The following is a 19,377-nucleotide window of genomic DNA, read 5'->3' as shown; positions in this document are numbered from 1 at the left end:
CAACCTAGCGTTAGCGCATCGCCCCCGTCACTCGGGCTGCGAGATCGGAAAGACGTGTTGCCTCAAGCGTTCGGAGCAAAACGTCTTGCGCGTGCCCGAGCGCATCTTCGAGAAATCCGTTGACGGCCGATTCGACAGGGCAAGCGGGATTGTCTTCCGCCGGCCCCAGCGCAAATACGCCTTTATAGGCGATCGCGGTGTAGACGTCGCGCGCTGTGATATCCGCGAGCTCGCACGCTAGCGCCCACCCGCCGCCCGGCCCAGCGACGGATTCCACATAGCCCGCCTCGCGCAACGCGGCCATTGTCCGTCGCACAAGCGAGGGATTGGTGTGCAGCATCTGCGCGATCGTATCGGATGTCGTCGTGCCCCCGCGCAAATGCATATGAATCAGTACGTGTAAAAGCCTGGCTAGCCGGGTGTCCAGTTGCATATCGTTCGAAGTGGCCTAATCGTTACTTTTGATGTTACGATATTTCATCGAGGTTGAATATCTGACGGAGGGCACCCGTGCAAACATTCGCGCAGTCGTTCATCGAGACCAATGGCGTTCGCCTACATCTTTCCGTGCAAGGTGAAGGCCCGCTGGTGTTGTTGCTTCATGGATTTCCGGAGACCTCTTATTCGTGGCGCCACCAGCTCGGCGCGCTCTCGGCAGCGGGTTTCCGCGCGATTGCACCGGATCTGCGGGGCTTCGGCCTTAGCAGTTGCCCGATCGAAGCCGAACGCTACACGGCACTCGACATCGTCGGCGACCTGCTCGGGATTTTAGACGCTCTCGGCGAGCGACAAGCCGTCGTCGTGGGTAGCGATTGGGGGGCCACCATAGCGTGGCAAGCGGCGCAGCTGCGGCCCGATCGTTTTCGCGGCGTGGTTGCGCTCGGGGTCCCTATGATGGGTCGCGCGCCTATGGCGCCGAGCCGGCTCTTTCCGCAAACGGAGCAAGCTTGGTTCTATACGCACTACTTTGCGCAGCCGGGTCTGGCCGAGCGTGAGTTCGAGCGCGACGTCGCCGGCACTTTGCGCAAAATCTATTTCGCCGCGTCGGGCGACGTGGGCCCTCGAGACGGACACTCACCGAACCCGTTCGGCGTCGTCTCTCGACACCACGGGCTTCTCGACGCTTTGCCGGAGCCCGCCTCCCCGCTTGCATGGCTTGCCCCATCCGACTTGGACGTATTCGTTAAAGCGTTCGAGGCATCGGGGTTCCGGGGCGGGCTCAATTACTACCGCAATCTCGACCGAAATTGGGAATTGCAGGCGGCATTCGACGGTTTGCTCGTACAAGTGCCCGCCCTGTATCTGATTGGCGAGCGCGATACAGGCCTCGCACTGCCGGGCATGCGTGAAATCATCGACGCCATGCCGAAACTGGTACCGAACCTTCGAGGTTCTCGCATCATTCCTCAAGCGGGGCACTGGCTCGCGCAAGAGGCGGCGGAATGCGTCAACTCGGAAATCGTCGAGTTTATTCGGGCGCTTTAGGTTTTCGGGCGCTATCGGCTAAAGCATCTAGGCTAACGCATCGCTTGCCTGTACCCGAGCGTGGGTAAAACGTAAGGTGGCTGCGATAAGTTGCAGGCTTACTCTTGATCGCCGATTTCCACGGCATGGGGATGCGACGTGACGGTAGCGGAAAACGATTTCGCCCGGGGACTCGGCAACTTCCCGCACGCAGTAAGTCGGGCCGACAGAAACGCCGGCCTCGATGCGCTGCGCGCCTTTACGACGCTCTTGGTCGTATTTCACCATTGCGCCATCACCTATGGCGCGATCGGGGGGTGGTATTACCACGAGATCGCGCCTTCGCGCACCGTCGAATCCATCTGCCTCGTCCTCTTTTGCACGATCAATCAGGCCTTTTTCATGGGCTTGTTCTTTCTCTTGGCGGGCTATTACACGCTACCGTCGCTCAAGGCAAAAGGCACGGGCCGATTTCTCGCGGACCGCTTCTTAAGGCTGGGACTGCCGCTGCTTCTTTATGGATGGATCCTCGGCCCCGCTACGATTGCATTGGCGCAAACACGCGGGGACGCTTCTTTCGGGGCGGTGTTCAAAGGGCTACTCGCTCTAGGAACGTTCGACTGCGGCCCGATGTGGTTCGCGCAAGCACTGCTGATTTTCACGCTATTGCTCACGGGTGGCCTTGCACTCCGGCGCCGCTTCAATCGGCGCATGCCCTCGCGGATCGTCGCTTTTCCGACGAATGCAACGCTCGCCGGCGCCGCACTACTCACCGGTGGCGCGGCCTTGCTTTTGAGAATCCGGTGGCCGGTCGGCGTCAATGTCTGGGGCTTGCAATTCGGTTACTTCGCGAGCTATGTCGTCCTCTTCGTCGCTGGATTCCTCGCGGCGAATGAGCGACTGCTCGAGTCTCTGCCGCAACGGGAAACGAGACTCTGGTTGCGCATCGCACTTATCGCGATGCCCATATTGCCGCTCGCGTATTTCGTTCCTGTGCTTCCGCCTAGAGCGCACCGCGATATGCTGCAAGTCGCCTACGCGCTGTGGGAACCGTTTGTCGCGTGGGGCACGATCCTGTTCTTGCTGCACCGGTTTCAAACCGCCTTCGTCAAGCTCACCGGCCTCGGCCAACGTCTGGCTAGGCGCGCCTACACGATCTATATTGCGCATCCTCCGGTTCTGGTGGGCGTCGCGCTGCTATGGAAAGACATTCACGTGAATCCGTTGATCAAATTTGCGGTAACGGGTTCGCTAAGTTGCATCGCTTGCTATTGGATCGCCGGCATCATCCTCGGCATTCCCGGCGTCAAACGCATTCTGTGAGTCCCTCTTATGTAAGCGGACCGGGCCGCATGCGGAAAACCCTGTCGTCCCATAAGATGGCGGTATTCAGCCCGTAAAGGCATTCACCCGTAGTCGCTTTCCTATCCCGATCCCATGAATGTGACCTTGGCATACATTGAAGAACCTCCGTTCGGCTGGACAGGCGAGCACCGCGTAGCCACAGGGGCCGATGTCGAATTGGCCGAAACCGTACTCCACGCGATCGGCGTAACTCGAATCGAATACCGGCTAACGACGTTTGGCGAGTTGCTACCCGGCGTTCGCGAAGGGCGCTGGGATATGAACGTCCCGCTCTTCGTCACTGCCGAACGATCGGAAGCGGTCGCGTTCAGCGTTCCCGTCTGGGGCATCGGCGATGGCTTGCTCGTTCGATCGGGAAATCCCAAGGCCCTCGACGGCTACGCCGCCGTGGCCGCTCTCGACGATGCCCGCCTCGGCATCATCGCCGGGCAGGTTCAGCATGACGTCGCCAAAGCGGCCGGAGTGCGCGACGATCAAGTGCTTATCTTCGAGGAGCAGCGGGAGGCGCTCGACGCATTGCGCTCGGGGGTGATCGACGCCTACGCGAGCACGGCGCTCGGCAACCGCATCGTCGCGGACCGAATCGGCCTCGGGCAATTCGACGCCGTGGCCTGCCGGCCGGTAACGGGCACCGCGCCGTCCACCCCGCTCGGCGCGTTTTCATTTAGCAAAAGCAGTCGCGGTCTTCTCGATGCCGTGAACACCCAATTGCGCGCTTACGTCGGGTCGCCGGATCATCTAGCCCGCATGGCGAAGTATGGTCTGGGCGAAGACGAGATCGAGCCGGCATTGCGTGCGATTCAAGCGGCACGACGATAAAAATCTTCTTGCCGCGGCGGTCCATATCAGTCCGGCTTCGATGAACCCCGGCCCGAGAGCAACCAAATCGCCACCGCTACCGCCAACGCGAAACACCCCGCGACATTCAGCGCCGAGGCGAAGCCATGTGCGAAGGAGACGGGTGCAATCGGCCCCAGCGTCCGCTGCAATTCAGGCGCAAGGCGGCCAAGCGCATGACTTAAGTCGCCCGCGAGCAGATCGGACATGAATCGTGCGTCCACACATGTGCCGCCGAACCGGTTGCAATGCATCGCCGCATCGATCGAAACACGCGTGCGCGACACTAGCACGGCGCCCAGCACCCCGATCGACGTAACGATCGCCGTAAAGCGGGTTGTCGTACTGATGCCGGACGCCATGCCCGTGCGATGCGAAGGCACGCACGCCATGATCGCTTTCTGCGTATCGCCGTTCAACACGCCCGCGCCCAACCCCGTGACGATCATCCCAAAGGCCACCCAAAAGTAGTCGGCCGACGGTGCGAAAGCCGCGGTCAGTAAATTGCCGATTCCGACGAGCCCGAGTCCAACGGAAAGCGTCGATGTCGCTCCCGTTAAATGCCGCCCCAGCCTAGCACCGAGAAACGGGCCGACAACCATCGACACCGCGAACGGCAGCATCGCGACCGCAGCGCGCGTAGGTGCCCATTCGAATGCATTCTGTAGATACAACGGCAGGAACGTCATCATCACTTGCGCGCACGCGGCGTATCCGAACATACCGAGCACGGCGGCGACGAAGCGCGCCTTCGAGAACAGCGACAAGTCGATGACCGCGTGAGCGAGTCGCCTTTCGAGCCAAACGAAAGCTCCGATCAGCAGCGCGCAGATCGAAAACCGAGACGCCGTTTGTAGGCTCCCCCAGCCCGCATCCTGCGCCCCGATCAGCGCCCAAATGCCGAACGCGAGTCCGATCCCAAAGAGCAAGCTGCCGGCGAAATCGGTCCGCAGCGCGTGCGGATTGCGCGACTCGGGCACCGCACGCACCGCACAAATCATCAGCACGGCACACACGGGCAAATTGAGCAAGAAAATCCAGCGCCAGCCGATCCATTGCGTGACCACGCCGCCGACGAGCGGGGCGATCGTCGTCGTGATTCCCATGGCCATGCCCCAGATCGCCCATGCCCGGGCACGTTCGGCCGGCGCCGGAAAGGCGTTCGCAATCACCGCCAATGCAGCGGTGAGCAACATCGACGCCCCGACTCCCTTCACCGCGCGTGCGACATTCAAGACCCCGACGCTCGGTGCGAGTCCGCAACCGAGCGAGGCGAGCATGAACACGAGTAGGCCGAACATCATGAGCTTCTTGCGCCCGTGGCGGTCGGCGATGCCGCCCATCGGCAAGAGGCACGATGCGAACGAGACCATATAGGCGCTGACGACCCATTCGACGTCCGCGAACCCTGCGTGCAACGAGCGTGCGATCGAGGGCAACGACACGGCGACGATGTTCGTATCGAGCGAGATCAAACCGCAGGTTGCGCAGGCGGTGGCGAGCAGGAAGCCGTTTCCATTGGTACGGTCCCGTGCAGCCATTGGCACCTGTATGACGGCCGCGGCTTCCTTTACGTTGCACGCACGCCCCTCCACCCGCTCTGCAACCGCACTGCTATCACTCGACATCACGCTTCATCCTCGAATTTGCTTCCGGTCGAATGCTAGCGCCGTTACTGTTTAGAATCGATAGCACGAAACATCACATTGATTCATTTTCGGATGAATAATATGACATTGGAACTGCGTCATCTTCGGTGCATTCTCGCGGTCGCCCGCCATTTGCATTTCGCACGGGCTGCGGATGAGCTAGGGCTACCGCCGCCTTCATTGACGAAGCAAATCCAAGATGCCGAGCGCTTGCTTCAATTCCGTCTGTTTCATCGGACGCGTCGTTCAGTCTCGCTGACCGCGGCCGGTCAAGCCTATATTCCGGAGGCTGCGGCCGTGCTCGGGCAACTGGAGCAAGCGCGCGAGCTTGGACTACTGGCCGAGCGGGGCCAGTTGGGACGAATTCAACTCGGATATGTCGCCTCCGCCGCGTTCGCCGGGATCATGCGCGGCACCGTCAAGAAGTTTCGCCAACTGCATCCGCGTATCGACGTGGCGTTGCTAGAGGTCCCGATGGACGAGATTGCCGGGCGGCTCGTCGACGGCGTGCTCGACATCGCTTATGTCAGGCCTCCCATGCCCTATCCGGAGGACTTACAAGCCATTCGTGTACATCAAGACGAATTCGTCGTCGCGCTTCCGGAGGACTCGGCACTGGCCGCGTTGAGTGCGATCGAACCGCATCGGCTTCGCGGTTCGAGGTTTGCAGTGCCGGAGCAGGAGCTCGGCACGTTGGAAGTTGCCAGGCGCGGGCGGTTCGCGCCGCTCATCGATTCGCGGCCCGGCCCGTTGGTGGCCGTGCTGGCGCGCGTTTCATTGGGCGACACGGTGGCGGTCGTACCGGGTACGCTATGCAACTGCGTGGCGCTGCCCGGCGTCGTATATCGCCCGTTGGCCGGCAAGCCCATTGCGTCGGAAATCGCACTGCTTTATCGCAAGCACGAGCGCTTGCCGGCAGTGCGTGCGTTTCTAAGACACGCGCGGGAATCGCGTTCGACGGACGCGTGATTCGGGGAGTATGAGATGCTGACTATACGAAAGGCGAAACGCGACGACGCCTCCGACGCATGGGATATCCGTAAAGCGTCCGTGCACGTGGCATGTGCCGGGCATTATCCCGAAGCTGCACTTTCCGCTTGGGTCGATGGCGCGCCCAGCGATAACTGGGCAACCATCGTCGAACGCGGATTCTATCTAGCACTCGATAACGACCGTCCTGTCGGCACCGGCATGCTCACGGTCGAATCGGGACAAGTCGATGCAATCTTTGTCCGGCCGTCTTCTATGGGACGAGGCATCGGCCGCAAGATGTTGGAATACCTCGAGGCCTTGGCACGCGATAGCGGCCTCGTTGAGTTGCGCCTCGACGCTACGCTGAACGCGGCGCCGTTCTATCGCGAACACGGCTGGGTAGGCGATTCGATTTCGACCTATCGCTCGCCGCGTGGACTGGAATTAGCCTGCATACCCATGACCAAGCGGCTATCGAACGCCGCGTAAGCGCGCATCGGCCGCGTGCGATCAGCTATTCGACACGACGAACTGAGCAGCCACGCTCTGCGATAGCACGAGATCGGCATTGAGCAGATCGTTCCCGTCCAATTTCTCGCGTACCGCCGCTTCGTCCATTCCATACCCGCGCCAGCGTGCGACGAGTCGCTCAACCAGCACGTCACGCGGCACGTCGAGCATAACGGTCGCATCGAAGAAGCGCCGCAATGGCGCCCATACCGGATCGTCGAGCAACAGGTAGTTGCCTTCGACCAAAATGATCCTGGCCGTTGCGGGAATGATCTGCGCACCCGCGCGCGCAATCTCGAGCGAACGATCGAAAACCGGGGCGGCGATGTCCTTGCCGCTGTCGGCGCTAAGCCGCTCCAGCATGGTCTCGAGCCCGCCGACATCGAACGTATGCGGCGCCCCCTTTCGCGCGCGATCGCCACGCGCCTCCAACACCCGATCGTCAAAATGGTAGCCATCCATCGGGAGCACACACGCGAAACTTGGCCGATCTCGATCAAGGCCGTCGCGTAGCATCTCGACGAACGTGCTTTTGCCGGCGCCCGGCGCACCCACGATCGCGACGAGCTTGCGCCGCTCGACGTTCATGTCCCGCAGACGGTCGATCAACTGCGCGAGATCGATGCGGCGTTGTTCTTGCAATCCGTTATCCAAGGCCAAGCGCTCCATTCGAAGCCTGCTCGACCGCAATATGTGCCGAGCTTGCGTTTCAGTTCCGATCGACGCGCGCCTCCACGCGCCCTAGACGAACCACGGTAACGCCCGGGCGCAACTGCCGCAGCGAAGGCATCACGAGCATGCAGTCGTCGTACGGCGTAACGACGGCCTCGCCGTCCGACCAACCGATCACCGTGCCCGCCTTGGCGAACGTCTCAAGCCCCGTGTAGTCGCCGGCAAAGCGAAAATCCATGTTCTTAGCGACGACCGGCTGCGTCACCTGTACGACCGTCATCCGGCGCGGCAAAGGCGCAAGCCAACCCGGTGGAAGATCCGCCTCGTCGATCACGCCAGACAATATCAGAAACCGCGCGGCGCAATCGCGAGCGACCGCCACCGCACGCTTTTCCCAATGCTGACCGCATTCGATCAACAGGGCGTTTTTCGGGCTGCCGGTGTCGCCGAATCCTTCGTAGTCGCGCATGCGCCGCCCCTCGGGATGGCCTTCGTCGCGAATGACGGTGGCGGGCGTGCCGAGCGCGAGCGCCAGGTCGACGCCCTTCTCAAGAGGGCCGGCCACGATCAACGGCTCGCTCTTTTCATGCATCGAATGAAGATCGAGCAACAGATCGACGGTATCGATCACCGGACGCATCGCGCGTGCTCGATCGAGTTCCGTCGAGCGGCGGGACAGGTCGTCGAGCAGCGCCGGTGTCCAAACGCGGTTGAAGTCCCCATCGACGTAACGCGATTTGTCCGGCTGCGACGGGTCGAAGCGTGCATAAGCCGCCACATTCGCAAACGAGAGCGTCAATCGCCCGCGCCGGGGACGCAATCGAAGCCGCAATAGCGCATCCACGACGATCGCCCCGCACACTTCGTTTCCATGCGTCAACGCATTGATCATGACGTGCGGCCCCGGCCGCCCCGAATCGAACGTATGGACATAGTCGATCCCGGTTTCGCTATGGGCGTGTTCGGCGATATTCGGAAATTCGATTTCGATGGGATAGGCTTCGGTACTCAATGCATCGCTCCTCGTAGGGTGATCGCGGCCGGATCGAACCGGGCTTCGTCAAGACGTGCTTCGAACGGCACGGTGCGATACCCGAGGCACCACGGCGGCCTCGGCTTCTCCGCGCACCCGCTGCGCTGCCGCAACAAACCTCGTGGGCGACATACCGCAAATACGTTTGAAATGCCGGCCGAAATGGCTTTGATCGAAGAAGCCCAATTCGGTTGCGACGGCGATGCAAGGCACGCCGGCAAGCAGCATCGATTGCGCACGTTCGATCCGCAGCCCGCACAGGTAGCGATACGGCGAGGAGCCGAATCGCTCGCGAAACGCCGTAGCGAATCGCGAGATGCTCAGTGCCGCGGGCGCGGCCATTTGTTCAAGCGTCAGCGGCTCGTTGAAGTGCGCTTCGATAAACGCCCGCGCTTGGTCGAGTCCTTCGGTTCGCCTCATCGCATTTGGCTCCGAGAGGCCTCGGGCACGACCCCGGAAAAAGTCTCGGTTCGCTCATCGAAGCGGCCGATCGAAAACGTATCGAGCGCGATCGAGGTGTTACCCGTCGATATCAGTTCGGCTAGCGTCTCCCCCACTCCGGGCCCGATCTGAAAACCCGAACCGCTGAAACCGAAGCCATAGAACAACCCGGCTACCTTCTCGCTCGGGCCGATGACCGGCTCGGCGTCGGGCAAGTACCCCTCCACGCCGCTCCACGTCCGAATCACATGCAACGGCGCCAAGCTCGGAACCAACCGCCGGAATTGCGCCATCTGCCTGACGGTATTGATGGGCAGCACGCCGGCCCGGCAGGTATCGATGTTCGAGGGCCCGTGCGCTCCGCCGCCTAGAATCAGATTCCCGCGCGGAATTTGCCGGAAATACACGCTCTCGTGCTTGTTCGACGTGAATACGCCCATCGAGGAGCGAAAGACATACGGCACCGGCTCCGTCACCGCCATCTGCGGCCCACGCGTTTCAAGCGGCACGGGCTCGCCGAATTGCGCACTCAATCGACTAGACCAAGCACCGGTGCAGACGACGACCTGCGCGCCGCGGTAAACACGCCCGCTCTTATCCTCCACGCGGAAGCCGGCGCCTTCTTGTTCGACACGAACGACTTCGACGTTTTCATGCAGTTCGGCGCCGAGTCGCACGGCAGCGCGGCCGAACGCGGGCGCGGCAAGCCGCGGATTGGCGTGGCCGTCCATGGGCGATACGGATGCGGCCAGCACTTCGCGGCCGAGAAACGGAAACCGTTCGCGCAACGCCACACCTTGCAACACCTGCAAATCGAGTCCGCACGCACGCGCGTCTTGCGCATAACGCAAGAAGTGATCGACGTCTTGCTCGCGGTAGCACACACGCGTATGTCCGCTCGCGATGAACTCGACGTCCTCGCCGAGCCATTCGACGGCACGCCGCCATGTTTCCAAGGCTCGGTTGGCGAGGGGCAACTGCTCGAGCGCGCGTCCTTGACGCCGAATCCCGCCGAAATTGACGCCGCTGGCTTGCTGACCGGTCAACCCACGCTCGAGCAAACGCACGGATACGCCGCGACGACGCAAGAAGAAAGCCGTCGTCGTGCCGACGATACCACCGCCGATAACGATGACGTCCGATTCCAGCGGCTTCATTACTGGGACTCCTCGGCGAGCGCCATCGTCAACGGTTTGACTGGAGCCTGCGAGCGCAGCCGCCCCACTTGCGCCAGCGGCACGCCGGCCTCGCAAGCGATGACTTCGGCGGCGGCATGGCCGCAATATCGGCCCTGGCACCGCCCCATGCCGACCCGAGAAAACGCCTTCGCCCGGTTCGCCTCGCAGGCGCCCGTTGCCCGTACGACTTCGCGGATGTCGCCAGCCGTGATCGACTCGCAACGACAAACGATCGTCTCGTCGGGCAAACGTCCCGCTTCCTGCGCGGGCCAAGCGAACGCGCGCCTCATACCGTCGGCGAAGCGCGTATAACGCGCGAGCGAGTGGCGCAGCTCATCCATCCCTCGCACGTTTTCCCCTAGATCGCGCAACGCGGCGAGCGCGGCCAAGCGGCCCGCCCGCTCGGCGGCATCCGCACCGCGCACACGCGCCCCGTCGCCCGCGAGATAGACGCCTTCGATACTGCTGCGCCCATCGTCGTCCACGCGGGGCAACCATTGCCGCCCAGCTTCGTCGAACTCGAAGGCGCAACCCGCCAGATCTGCCAACTGCGTTTCCGGCCGGAGGTGGTAGCCCAACGCGACCGCATCGCATTTCAGTTCGAGCCGTTTTCCGTCCGACAGCTCGACCGAAACACCCCTTACGCCATCGCCGGGATCGCCTTGTATCTCGAGGGGGCGTACACCGCGATGGACGGGCACATTCGCGCGCCGCAGTATCGATAGGAGCTTCAATCCCTTCCAAAGCGCGGCGGGAAGCGCCGTCATCTCAGGCAGCGCGCGGATACGCCGCCGTGACGCGGACGTATCGAGTACCGCGACGATATCGACCCCTGCCTTGACATATTGCGCAGCGAGCAAGTAAAGCAACGGTCCGGTGCCGAGCAACACAGGACGCATACCGATCGCGCATCCTTGCGATTTCAACGCGATTTGCGCCCCGCCCAGACTATAGGTTCCCGCGTGGTGCCATCCTTTCACAGGCATGATGCGATCCGTCGCACCACTGCAAACGATGAGCGCATCGAAGGCCAACGCACGGTATCGATCGCCTGCCGACAAATGCAGCTCGCCTGGCGTGATGTTCCACACCAACGTTTCGGGCAAGTAGTCGATGCGCGGCGCCAATTCCTCGAACGCGCGATGCAGCGCCTGAGCGCGCGCCGCTTCGGTGCCATAGAGCGCATCATACGAACGCGTGAACCCCTCGGGCTGCCGACGATAAATCTGTCCGCCGTCTCGCCGGCCTTCGTCGATGACCGTCGGCCGGTACCCCGCCTCGACAAGTGTCTGCGCGGCGCGCACGCCGGCGGGCCCCGCACCGACGACAATTACGCGCGCGGCCATACTCCCTCCACCTGCCCGCCGAGATGCGTCACGATCGACATACCCGGCGCCGCCGGTGTCGTGCATGCGCGCAAGCGCGTGCCGTCTTCGCACCATACCCAGCAATCCTGACACGCCCCCATCAGACACAACCCCGCACGCCGCCCGTCGCCGAATTCGGAATCGCGCACGGCGCGCACGCTGGTCAACAGCGCTACGAGAACGGTGTCGCCCTGCGCCGCATCGCATGCCACGCCGTCGATCGTGATTTTGAACGTCTCACGCCCGCGCTCGGCCACGCGCACGAATCGTCCCGTCATGCCGCGCCCCGCAAGGGTTGGAATTGCCGTAACTCATCGGCCGAGCGGTGGCAGAGGATTTGCACGCCCGACGGCAACGTCCTCATAGGAGGAGGCACGGCATTGCATGTGCCTTCGATTCGCGCCGGACACCGGGTCCTGAAGCTGCATAGCTCGTCGCCCCCCGTTCCTGCCGATAGCGGAGGCAGCGCACAGACGCCGGCGTTGCGGCGCGCGTCGAGCCAGCCGCGCTTGAGCACCGGCACGGAATCGACGAGCAGACCCGTATAAGGATGATGCGGCGGAGCGTCCAACAGCCGCGGCTTGCCGGCTTCCACGCGTCTGCCCGCATAGAGCACGATGACGTCGTCGCACACGGCGCGCACCGTCGATATGTCGTGGCTGATGAACATGTAGGAAACGTGCAGCTCCCGACGCAACTCTTGCAACAAGTCGAGAATCGCGGCGCCGACGACCGTATCGAGCGCCGAGGTCACCTCGTCGCACAAGATCAGCGAGGGTTCGGCAGCCAGGGCCCGCGCGAAATTGACACGTTGCTTTTGTCCACCGGACAGACCGCCCGAACGGCGCTCGCCGATGGACGCCGGCAACTTCACTAGATCGAGCAACTCGGCGATCCGGCGCTTTGCTTGCACGCCGCGCATTCCCTTATAGAACGCAAGCGGGCGACCTAGAATCTCTTGCACCGTATGGCTCGGATTGAGCGCCGTGTCCGCGTTCTGGAAAACGAGTTGAATTCGCCTGTACTGATCGGCCGTCCGTCCCCCCAAATGCGGCGGCAACGGCTGCCCCTCGAACAGAATTTCGCCGCTTGCGCGTTCGACGAGCCCCGCGACGACGCGCGCGAGCGTCGTCTTGCCCGATCCCGATTCGCCGATGATGCCGAGCGCACTCCCGCGTGCAATCGACAAGTTGACGTCGTCAAGCACGCGCACGCCCGGGTTGCCTTCGCGATCGATCCGCCCGTATCCGGCCGACAAGCCCCGAATCTCCAAGACCGGCGTGGGGACTACGTCGGCATGCCTGCCCGCGTGTCCGTCTCCCCCGCCTCTGGCCTCGCGCTGAGCGGACGCGGCCAGCAACGCGCGCGTATAAGCATGCGCGGGGGACTCGAGCACTTGGTCGACATCGCCGCATTCCTGCACTTCGCCGCCGTTCAAGACGACGATACGGTCGGCCATCTGCGCGACGACGGCCAGATCGTGCGACACGTACACCGCGGTGGTCCCCACCTCTTTGATGACGCGCTTGAACGCGGCAAGGACTTCGACCTGCGTCGTGACGTCGAGCGCCGTCGTCGGCTCGTCGAACACGACGACGGCCGGATCGGTAATCAGCGCCATCGCTGCCATCAAGCGTTGCAGTTGACCGCCCGACACTTGATGGGGATAGCGATCCCCGATCCGCTCGGGAGACGGCAGCGCAAGCGCCCGAAAAAGCGCCACTGCCTTCGCACGCGCCGCCTCGCGTGTCATCGTCCGATGCAGTAGCGCAGGCTCGATGACTTGGTCGATGAGCGTCCGTGCCGGATTGAACCCGGCCGCCGCGCTCTGTGCGACGTACGCCACCTTGCGTGCGCGCAACGCGCGCCGGCCCCGTTCGTCGAGCGCGAGCACATCGGTACCCGCCACGCGCACGCTGCCGCCCGCGAACGAACATCCGTGGCGCGCATAGCCCAGCAACGACAGCGCGATCGTCGTCTTGCCCGAGCCCGATTCGCCGATCAATGCCAGAACCTCGCCTCGACGCACCGTGAAATCGACACCCTTCACGAGCTCCACGCGCTCGCCCTGCGCCACGATGCGCAAGCCTTTCACCTCGATCATGACGTCGCTCATTGCCGGCCTCCTTGAGCAAAACCGCCATGGCGGCGCAAGCTGTCGATCAACAGATTCATGCCGACCGTCAGCGTCGCGATGGCGATCGACGGCATCAATACGGCTGGGGCGGCTTGCGACAATCCGCCGATGTTCTCGCGAACGAGCGAGCCCCAATCGGCATTGGGCGGCTGCACGCCCAGACCGAGAAAACTCAAACCGCTCAACAGCAAGACGATAAACACGAAACGCAGCCCGAAATCGGCCAGTACCGGATGGATCATGTTCGGCAGCACTTCCACCCGCGCGATATACGACATACGTTCACCCCGAGCGCGCGCCACCTGCACATATTCGAGCGTCATCAAATTGACCGCCAACGAACGCGAGATGCGAAACGCGCCCGGGACATAGGCCACCGCGGCCACCAGCGTCAATACCGGTATCGAGCTCCCGAAGGCGGCGATCGCGACGAGCGCCAACACCTTGCTCGGAATCGAGATCAGCGCATCGAAAAAGCGGCTCAGCACTTCATCCACCCACCGCGCGGAAATCGCCGCGAGCAATCCGAAGCACGTGCCGACGCCGCTTGCCAGCATGGCGGCGGCCAACGCGAGACCCACCGTATAACGCGCCCCATAGAGCACCCGGCTCAGCATGTCGCGCCCCAGGTAGTCGGTGCCGAACGGGTGTGCCAGGCTGTATCCCGCGAGCGTGAACGGCGAGGTCAATGCCCCTTCCTTGTACGGCGCGAGCATAGGACCGAACACGGCGATCAAGAGCCAAAAACTCACGAGCGCAAAGCCGATCTTGCCGAGGCCCGACAAGCGGAGCCCCCGTTTCCGCCGCGTACGGGCGACTGCGGGCATGGCGTCGTCATAGATCTGCGTGCCCGGATGCGCGATCAAGGAGCGAGCGGAACGGTTCATCGTTGACGGAGCCTCGGATTGGAAACGATCTGACATAGGTCGGCCATCAAGACCAGGGCGAGGTACGCCGCGCAAAACACCATGACGCACCCCTGTACGAGCGGCATATCGCGGTTGGTCACCGCGTCCACCATCAGGCTCGCGAGTCCCGGATAGTTGAAAATCGATTCGACGATGACCACGCCGCCGAACAGATACGACAAGCTCAGCGCCACGGCGTTGGCGATCGGACCGATCGCATTCGGCAGCACGTGCCGAAGCACGATGCGCCCCTGCGAGGCCCCTTTCAAACACGCCATTTCCACATAGCCGGCGCTCAGTTGGTCGAGTACGGCCGCCCGCGTCATCCGTGCCATTTGGGCCACCAATACGCAGCACAACGTCATGACCGGCATGGCGTAAATGCGCAGCAGGTCGCCGAACGACGATACCGACGACAGATAGGACAACGCCGGAAGAAGATGCAACTTGACCGCAAAAACGAGCACCGCGATCGTCGCCACCAAGAACTCCGGTACGGCAACCGTGGATAGCGTCAGGATATTGAGCAGACGATCGAGCCAGGAGCCGCGATACATCGCCGACAAAATGCCGACGGCCAGCGCGACGGGCACCGCGACGACGGTCGTCAAACCGGCGAGCATCAGCGAATTGGGCAAGCGCGTCTCGATCAATTCGCTGACCGGCAAGCTATTCGACATCGACATGCCGAAGTCGCCCCTGACGATATGAAAGATCCACTCCAGATAGCGTTGCAGCGCCGGCTGATCGAGACCGAACTGGTGCCGCAACGCAGCCACGGCCTCCGGGGTCGCCGCCTGACCGAGCGCCTGCTGCGCCGCGTCGCCGGGCAGCAGGCCTGTCATGGCGAATACGAGCGCCGAGACGATCAACAACGTCAGTGCTGCGAGGCCGATGCGGCTCGCGATGAGCCTATAGGCTTGATGTTTCATCGATACCCACTCCTAAGGTCTCGTCTCACTCGGCGCCCGTGCCATCGCGCGCCGGCATACCAGCATCGGCTCTCGGGCCTCACAGCTCAAGGCTTAAGCGTCAGGCCTCGAGCCAGACGTGCTCGGCGAACATGAAGCCCATCAGTCCCGCGAGCGGAATCGATCCGAGGCCCTGAAGCTTTGCGCTATGGCCGTCCAGGGAGCTCAAGAACATGGGAATGCCGATCCCGCCTTTCTCGTGTACCAGGACCTGCATATCGCCGTAGATCTGCTTGCGCTTCGCATCGTCGGGTTCTCCTCGCGCCGCGACGAGCATCTGATCGAATTGCGGATCTTTCCAATTCGCCTCGTTCCACGGCGCGTCCGATTTGAAAAACTGCGTGAACAGCATGTCGGCGGTAGGCCGCGCATTGATCGACCCGTAACCGAGCGGATGCTTCATCCAATGATTCGACCAATAGCCGTCGGACGGTACGCGCATGACCTGTAGGTTCAATCCGGCCAGCGGTGCGGCTTGTTGCAGCAGCATCGCCATATCGACCGAGCCGTCCGCCGCAGGCGATGCGAACAGTTGCAGCGGCGTGCTGCCGACGTTCGCCTTCTTGAAGTAGAACTTCGCCTTGTCGGGGTCGTACGTGCGCTGCGGCAAGCCGGCGAAGTAGTACTTGTTCGTCGGATCGATCGGCTGATCGTTGCCGATCGCGCCATATCCTTGAAACACCGCTTGGCGCATTTGCTCGCGGTTTTGCAAGTGCATGAGGCCGAGACGGAAATCCTGGTTGCCCGTGATACCGCCTTCATTGCGCATGATGAGGTCGGTGTACTGCCCCGTCTTCGTTTCGAGAACGGCGTAACCCGGCGTGCCCTTGATGCGCGAGGCCGACTGCGGGCTCAATTGGTTGATGAGTTGCACGTCGCCCGACAGCAGCGCATTGACGCGTGCCGACTCGTCGCCGATGCCGATCAATTCGATCTCGTCCAAGTGCGGCAGGCCCGGCTTCCAATAGCGCTCGTTCTTGACCACGACCGTATGCACGCCCGGTTGAAACTCTTTGAGCTTGAACGGCCCCGTGCCGACGGCTGCCTTCGAAAAATCCTTGGTACCGTCCTTCACGATCAGGAAATGCGCGTCGCCCAAGATTTCGGGCAGATCCGCATTCGGGCCCACGAGCGTGATCGTCACCTCGCTCGGCCCCGTCGCCTTTACGTCGCTGAATTGGTCGGCCAACGTTTTCGCTTTCGATGCGGTTGCCGGGTCCTTGTGCCGCATCAGGGAATACACGACATCGGCCGGCGTCAGAGGCTTGCCGTCATGAAACTGCACGCCCGAGCGTAGCTTGACGACCCACACCTTCGCATCCTTCGTATCGAACGAGCTTGCCAGCGCCATTTGCGCGCCGAGGTGGGCATCGAGTTCCGTCAGACCGTTATAGATCATATTGCAGCGGACATAGTCCGTCGCAAGCGCGCCCTTGGCGGGATCGAGCGTATCGGCCGTCGAGGCCGACTGCGTCGCCACGCGAATTTTGCCGCCTTGTTTGGGCTTGGCTTGCGCACGTGCCGCCGTGCTCGCCACGAGCAAGCCGCCGCCCGTGACGCTTACGAGGCCCGCGGCCACGAGCGCGCGCAATGCGTCGCGTCGCGAGGCGCCCTTCGCGGTCAACAGCTCGAGTGTGGTCTCGGACTCGACAGCACCGTATTGTGAGGTGTCCTTTTTCATTGCACTTCTCCGCGAGGTAAGCCGAAGATGGCCTAATAGTGATGAACAACGTTCGGCGAAGGCTGTCTGCCCCTTCGTCGTAACGGCACTGCGGTTGCTACTCGTCGAACTCAATAAAAAACGTCTTTGATCCGGTAGTAGGTTCCGACGATCGGCAAGAACCACGGCTTGCCCGTATGGCCCGGAATCGCGGGCCACGGCAAATCGCGCCATGGATTGGCATCGATGCGTCCGTCGATCACGTCTGCCATCGCCTGCCCCATGTGCGTCGACATCTGCGTGCCGTGGCCGCTATAACCCATCGAGAAATAGAGGCCGTCGTGCTGCCCGGCGCGCGGCAAACGATCGGCCGTCATATCAACGAGACCGCCCCAGCAATAGTCGATACGCGCCCGCGCAAGCTGCGGAAAAAGTTCGATCAGGTTGCGCTGCAAAATGCGCCCGCTCCTTTCGTCGGAAGGTTGTTCCGACGCCGTAAAGCGCGCGCGGCCGCCGAACACGAGACGCGTGTCCGCCGTGACGCGAAAGTAGTTGTGCATGAGCCGCGTCGTCGTATAGGCGCGCCGCTTCGGAAAAAGGCTCGCAACGGTGTCGGCACCCAGCGGCTCCGTCACGATGATGAACGAGCCGATCGGTGCGATGCGACGGCGATACCAGGAAAACGGGCCGTGTTTCGACGGCCCCGTCGCAATCAACACGTTCGTTGCCGTGAGCTCGCCGCGCTTGGAAACGACGCGATAGCCTCCGGCCCCTTCTTTCTCGATCGTCGTGACCGGCGCGTGCTCGTAGAGCGTCGCACCATACCGGCGCGCCGCCTGCGCGAGCCCGATCGCGAACTTGCCCATATGCATTTGACCGCCATGGCGCTGCAATAAGCCGCCGTAGAACCGGTCCGAATTGACTTCCCCGCCGATCCGCATGGCATCGATCAATTCGATGTTCGAATCGACTTCGCGATGAATCAACTCCGCCGTCCTCGCCAAGTGCTCATAGTGATGCGGCTTGGACGCCAACTTGAGCTTCCCCGACGCAAGGTAGTCGCACTCGATCGACTCCTCGCGGATGATCCGCTCGACCGTATCCACAGCGGCGGCATACGCCAGGTAGCATCGGCGTGCACGCTCGAGCCCGAGTTGCGCGACCAACGCGCCGAAGTCCTGCGCGACGCCCGTATTGACTTGGCCGCCGTTTCTACCCGACGCACCGCCCCCGATCCGTCCCGAATCGAGCAGCGCCACGCTTGCGCCGCGCTTGGCCAGCGCGAGAGCCGCCGACAGCCCCGTGAACCCGCCACCCACGACGGCGACGTCCACGCGTCCCTGGACGGCGGCATCGTCGCCAAGGGTCGCAGCGGGCGCGGTATCGAGCCAGTAGGACTCGAGCTTCATCGTGGCGTCCCTCTATCGGTATCGAATGCGTTTGGCCGGATCTCGCCGGGCGGGTGATCGATCGAGCGCACGCTCAAAGGCCGAGCATCGAGGCCAGGTGCGGGATATCGTCGACTTCGTAGTACTCGTAATACGGCGTCGACGGCTCGTGCCCCCGCTTGACGAAGGCCTTGTGCTTGATCCCGAGGTCGTGAGCCGTCATCAAGTCGTAGCGCAGGCTCGACGACACGTGCAAGACGTCTTCGGGATTGCAATTGAGTTGGTCGAACATGTATTCGAAGCCGCGCATACGCGGTTTGTACGACTGTGCCTCCTGCGCGGTGAAGACGGCATGAAACGGGGCGCCGAGCTTGTCCACGTTGTGCTGAATCTGATCGTTCGATGCGTTCGATAAGATCACGAGCTTGTATTTATTCGCAAGCCGGGAGAGCCCTTCCGGCACGTCGGGGTGCGGCCCCCAGGTGGGCACGGCCAAGTAGATGCTCTCGGCCTTCGCCTCGTCGAACGCAACGCCCGTTCTTTCGCATGCGCGGCGGAACGCATCGACCACGACGTCGCGGTAGGGTTTCCACGCACCCAGCACTTCGTCGCGGCGATAGGCGGCGAAGAACTTAACGAGCGTCTCGAGCTTGGCGGGGTCCAACGCTTTGCCGTATAGCTCGCGCGTCATCTCCGCCATACGAAAGCGGGTTAGCGTGCCGTAGCAGTCGAAAGTGATGTATTTCGGCTCGAAATCGATCATTTCAGTGCATCCTCAAGTAGGTTCTTCAGCTCATTGCATGCCGTCGCGCCGTCGTGCGAAAG

19 protein-coding genes are annotated in these 19,377 nt (G+C 62.5%); 5 read left to right on the top strand and 14 right to left on the bottom strand.

Annotated elements, in window-relative coordinates:
- Positions 1-10: 10 nt before the first annotated feature.
- Positions 11-433, bottom strand: a complete 423-nt coding sequence (locus AB1286_RS23670) for an Rrf2 family transcriptional regulator (RefSeq protein ID WP_430365680.1) — start codon at positions 431-433, stop codon at positions 11-13.
- Positions 434-510: 77 nt separating this feature from the next.
- On the opposite strand from AB1286_RS23670, the gene AB1286_RS23665 reads away from it, so the two are divergent.
- The 3 genes from AB1286_RS23665 (at position 511) to AB1286_RS23655 (ending at position 3,648) form a co-directional block, all read left to right on the top strand.
- On the top strand, positions 511-1,485 hold the full coding sequence (locus AB1286_RS23665; RefSeq protein WP_430365679.1) for an alpha/beta fold hydrolase: 975 nt from the start codon (positions 511-513) through the stop codon (positions 1,483-1,485).
- 138 nt (positions 1,486-1,623) lie between these two features.
- Positions 1,624-2,787: an acyltransferase family protein gene (locus tag AB1286_RS23660; protein WP_430365678.1), complete on the top strand. Its 1,164-nt coding sequence runs from the start codon at positions 1,624-1,626 to the stop codon at positions 2,785-2,787.
- A 114-nt stretch (positions 2,788-2,901) separates the two neighbouring features.
- A complete protein-coding gene (locus AB1286_RS23655; RefSeq protein WP_430365677.1) occupies positions 2,902-3,648 on the top strand; it encodes a transporter substrate-binding domain-containing protein in 747 nt (248 codons plus the stop codon).
- A 26-nt stretch (positions 3,649-3,674) separates the two neighbouring features.
- On the opposite strand, the gene AB1286_RS23650 is transcribed toward AB1286_RS23655, so the two are convergent.
- Positions 3,675-5,207, bottom strand: a complete 1,533-nt coding sequence (locus tag AB1286_RS23650) for an MFS transporter (RefSeq protein ID WP_430367293.1) — start codon at positions 5,205-5,207, stop codon at positions 3,675-3,677.
- 189 nt (positions 5,208-5,396) lie between these two features.
- On the opposite strand from AB1286_RS23650, the gene AB1286_RS23645 reads away from it, so the two are divergent.
- Positions 5,397-6,284, top strand: a complete 888-nt coding sequence (locus tag AB1286_RS23645) for a LysR family transcriptional regulator (protein ID WP_430365676.1) — start codon at positions 5,397-5,399, stop codon at positions 6,282-6,284.
- A 15-nt stretch (positions 6,285-6,299) separates the two neighbouring features.
- Entirely contained in the window at positions 6,300-6,776 is a 477-nt protein-coding gene (locus AB1286_RS23640; RefSeq protein WP_430365675.1) for a GNAT family N-acetyltransferase, read from the top strand.
- Positions 6,777-6,797: 21 nt separating this feature from the next.
- On the opposite strand, the gene AB1286_RS23635 is transcribed toward AB1286_RS23640, so the two are convergent.
- From AB1286_RS23635 to AB1286_RS23580, 12 genes are all read right to left on the bottom strand, one after another.
- On the bottom strand, positions 6,798-7,466 hold the full coding sequence (locus AB1286_RS23635; RefSeq protein WP_430365674.1) for a nucleoside/nucleotide kinase family protein: 669 nt from the start codon (positions 7,464-7,466) through the stop codon (positions 6,798-6,800).
- Positions 7,467-7,506: 40 nt separating this feature from the next.
- On the bottom strand, positions 7,507-8,481 hold the full coding sequence (locus AB1286_RS23630) for a succinylglutamate desuccinylase (RefSeq protein WP_430365673.1): 975 nt from the start codon (positions 8,479-8,481) through the stop codon (positions 7,507-7,509).
- 48 nt (positions 8,482-8,529) lie between these two features.
- Positions 8,530-8,922, bottom strand: a complete 393-nt coding sequence (locus AB1286_RS23625; RefSeq protein WP_430365672.1) for a helix-turn-helix domain-containing protein — start codon at positions 8,920-8,922, stop codon at positions 8,530-8,532.
- Positions 8,919-10,100 (bottom strand): NAD(P)/FAD-dependent oxidoreductase, encoded by a 1,182-nt coding sequence (locus AB1286_RS23620; protein WP_430365671.1) that lies wholly within the window; start codon positions 10,098-10,100, stop codon positions 8,919-8,921. The genes AB1286_RS23625 and AB1286_RS23620 overlap by 4 nt, the downstream gene beginning before the upstream one ends.
- Positions 10,100-11,467 (bottom strand): FAD-dependent oxidoreductase, encoded by a 1,368-nt coding sequence (locus AB1286_RS23615; protein ID WP_430365670.1) that lies wholly within the window; start codon positions 11,465-11,467, stop codon positions 10,100-10,102. Before AB1286_RS23615 ends, AB1286_RS23620 begins: the two co-directional genes overlap by 1 nt.
- Positions 11,452-11,766: a (2Fe-2S)-binding protein gene (locus AB1286_RS23610; protein WP_430365669.1), complete on the bottom strand. Its 315-nt coding sequence runs from the start codon at positions 11,764-11,766 to the stop codon at positions 11,452-11,454. The genes AB1286_RS23615 and AB1286_RS23610 overlap by 16 nt, the downstream gene beginning before the upstream one ends.
- Entirely contained in the window at positions 11,763-13,604 is a 1,842-nt protein-coding gene (locus AB1286_RS23605) for an ABC transporter ATP-binding protein (protein ID WP_430365668.1), read from the bottom strand. The genes AB1286_RS23610 and AB1286_RS23605 overlap by 4 nt, the downstream gene beginning before the upstream one ends.
- On the bottom strand, positions 13,601-14,452 hold the full coding sequence (locus AB1286_RS23600) for an ABC transporter permease (protein WP_430367292.1): 852 nt from the start codon (positions 14,450-14,452) through the stop codon (positions 13,601-13,603). The genes AB1286_RS23605 and AB1286_RS23600 overlap by 4 nt, the downstream gene beginning before the upstream one ends.
- Positions 14,453-14,508: 56 nt before the next feature.
- Positions 14,509-15,465: an ABC transporter permease gene (locus AB1286_RS23595; protein WP_430365667.1), complete on the bottom strand. Its 957-nt coding sequence runs from the start codon at positions 15,463-15,465 to the stop codon at positions 14,509-14,511.
- 100 nt (positions 15,466-15,565) lie between these two features.
- A complete protein-coding gene (locus AB1286_RS23590; RefSeq protein ID WP_430365666.1) occupies positions 15,566-17,185 on the bottom strand; it encodes an ABC transporter substrate-binding protein in 1,620 nt (539 codons plus the stop codon).
- Positions 17,186-17,295: 110 nt separating this feature from the next.
- Entirely contained in the window at positions 17,296-18,573 is a 1,278-nt protein-coding gene (locus AB1286_RS23585) for an NAD(P)/FAD-dependent oxidoreductase (RefSeq protein ID WP_430365665.1), read from the bottom strand.
- A gap of 73 nt (positions 18,574-18,646) precedes the next feature.
- Positions 18,647-19,315, bottom strand: a complete 669-nt coding sequence (locus AB1286_RS23580) for a haloacid dehalogenase type II (protein ID WP_430365664.1) — start codon at positions 19,313-19,315, stop codon at positions 18,647-18,649.
- Positions 19,316-19,377: the final 62 nt, after the last annotated feature.

The organism is Trinickia sp. NRRL B-1857 (assembly GCF_050470685.1).
Lineage (GTDB): Bacteria > Pseudomonadota > Gammaproteobacteria > Burkholderiales > Burkholderiaceae > Trinickia.
Note: the sequence above shows the minus strand (reverse complement) of the source record. Positions and strands in the feature narration are given on the sequence as shown.